This window comes from Synechococcus sp. R6-7, assembly GCF_047461695.1.
Lineage (GTDB): Bacteria > Cyanobacteriota > Cyanobacteriia > Thermostichales > Thermostichaceae > Thermostichus.
This window is the reverse complement of record NZ_JANSHS010000497.1, coordinates 1-2,289: the sequence shown is the minus strand read 5'-3', so window position 1 is coordinate 2,289 and position 2,289 is coordinate 1. Positions and strand designations below refer to the sequence as shown.

Below are 2,289 nucleotides of genomic sequence, written 5' to 3'. Positions count from 1 at the left end.
AGCGCGGGGCTTCTCGGCGGTTTAGCTAAAATAGGCTAGAGAGCAGCTGCAAGACTCCGCAGGGTTGCAAAGCAACACCCCAATGGGGAGATGCCCATCTTCTCATCACCAGAACAAACTCTACCCTGCATCCTTTGAGCGGGCCAACCCAACTGAAGCTGACAACTTGAGCGCATGAAAGCCGTAGTCATGAGTGTGCCCGGCGGGCCAGAGGTTCTGCAGCTCCGAGAAGTACCTGAGCCCCAAATTCGCGGCGAGCGGGAGCTGCGCATCCGTCTGAGGGCAGCCGGCGTCAACCCCATCGACACCAAACTGCGGCAACGGGGCACCTTCTATCCAGAGGAGATGCCCGCCATTTTGGGGTGTGACGGTGCCGGCGTTGTGGAAGCCGTGGGATCCGGAGTTAGGCACTTTGCGGTGGGAGACGAGGTGTACTTCTGCCACGGGGGTTTGGGCAAGCAGGCGGGGAATTACGCCGAGCTGATCGTGGTGGACGAGCGTTTTGTGGCCCCCAAGCCCAGAACTCTGAGCTTTGCAGAAGCTGCCGCTGCCCCGCTGGTGCTGATCACCGCCTGGGAAGCGCTTTACGACCGGGGGCGTCTCCAGGCCGGCCAAAGTGTGCTCATCCACGGGGGAGCGGGTGGAGTTGGCCATGTGGCCATCCAACTGGCCCGTCTACGGGGATCCAAAGTGGCCACCACCGTGAGCACCCCGGAAAAGGCGGAGTTTGTCCGTTCCCTAGGCGCCGGCTTGCCCATCTTCTACCGGCAGACAGACTTTGTGCGCGCCGTTTTGGACTGGACAGGGGGAGAGGGGGTGGATCTTGCCCTAGATACCTTGGGCGGCAAGCTATTGGAGCAGACCTTCCCTGCAGTGCGCGTGTACGGAGATATCGTCACCCTGCTGGCCCCGGCCCCAGAGATCGACTGGCGGGTGGCTCGCGACCGCAACTTGCGGGTGGGATTTGAGCTGATGCTCACCCCGATGCTGAAAAGCCTGACCAACGCCCAACAAAATCAGGCGGAAATCCTCAGGCAATGTGCCCGCCTCATCGACCAAGGCCAACTGCGGATCCAGCTCAGCCACACCTTTCCTCTGGGCGAAGCGGCTGCCGCCCACCGGTTGCTGGAGCAGGGATCCGTTCTGGGCAAAATTGCCTTAACCATCCCCGAGTAGGCATGCTGGAGAAAGCCCGTTGAGGATCTGCCCATGGTTGCTCCTCTCACCCCCCACCTGCTGGAGAACGAGAGCTTCTACGAAAATGCCCTCTGCTGGCTAGGGCGACCCCAGACGGCCTATCGACTGTTGAGCGAAGCAGTTTTTCCTGCCATCTCCTCTTGGGTGCGGGGGGAGGTAGATAGCCACTCTTTTAACCACTGGCAACTGGAGGATGTGCGCACCTTTCTGTATCCGGTGGTGGCTCTGGGGGATCAAGAAACCCTTGTTCTCTCCAGTGAAGCCCTGCTCCTCTGCGGCATCGGCAACTATTACAACCCCTGTGACTTGGCCATTGTGGTGTTTGTGCAGCAGCCCCAAGAGCTGTTCAGCCAACTGATGCAGCGCATTCGCCGGGCCGAAGCCACTATCAGCCGCGGGCCAGACGTGCGCATGCTCTCGGAACAGGTAAACCTGGCCAAGCGCGGACAAGACTACATCAACACCAAATATCTGGTCTGGCCCTACGCTCTTTCCGGTGCTGCTCAAGATACGCTAATTCAGCAGGGGATCAGCCTTATTCGTCTTTCCCCTCAGGAAGCCGCCTTGCCCTTTGGGGAATAGGAGAGTCTGCTCTGTTGGCAGAAGGTAGGGATCCCCGTCCAAGCCCTTTTTCCATCTCTATCGTTTTTCATGGTCGATACCCACCTGCCCCCCTTGATCCAAGCGATGCTGGATCCCGCCTTCTACCCTCATCCGGTACAGGATCCCATTCGGCTTATTCAAACCCACATTTCCTATATTCTGCTGACAGGCGACTATGCCTATAAAGTGAAAAAGCCTTTGGACTTTGGCTTTTTGAACTTCACCACCCTGGAGAGGCGACGCCACTTTTGCCAAGAAGAGTTGCGCATGAACCAGCGCGGCGCTCCCGGCCTCTATCTGCAAGTTTTGCCCATTGTCCAGACCGATGGCCGATTTCAGCTCAACGGCAGCGGCGAGCCTGTAGAATACGCCCTGCAAATGCGGCAATTTCCCCAAGAGCAACTGTTCAGCAACCTGTTTGAGCGGGGAGAGCTGACGCCGGCCTTGATGGAGGAGCTGGGGCGGGTGGTGGCGAGGTTTCACGCCCAA

General features: G+C 58.9%; 2 protein-coding genes and 1 pseudogene. All 3 read left to right on the top strand.

The genetic code is table 11. From position 1 onward, the window contains the following. Positions 1-174 precede the first annotated feature (174 nt). Positions 175-1,176, top strand: a complete 1,002-nt coding sequence (locus NW815_RS13365; protein ID WP_414387922.1) for a zinc-dependent alcohol dehydrogenase family protein — start codon at positions 175-177, stop codon at positions 1,174-1,176. 33 nt (positions 1,177-1,209) lie between these two features. Further along, complete coding sequence (locus NW815_RS13360; protein WP_414416116.1) at positions 1,210-1,779, top strand: hypothetical protein; 570 nt, start codon at positions 1,210-1,212, stop codon at positions 1,777-1,779. A gap of 69 nt (positions 1,780-1,848) precedes the next feature. Continuing rightward, positions 1,849-2,289 (top strand): annotated as a pseudogene (locus tag NW815_RS13355) (adenylyl-sulfate kinase); the annotation flags it as partial.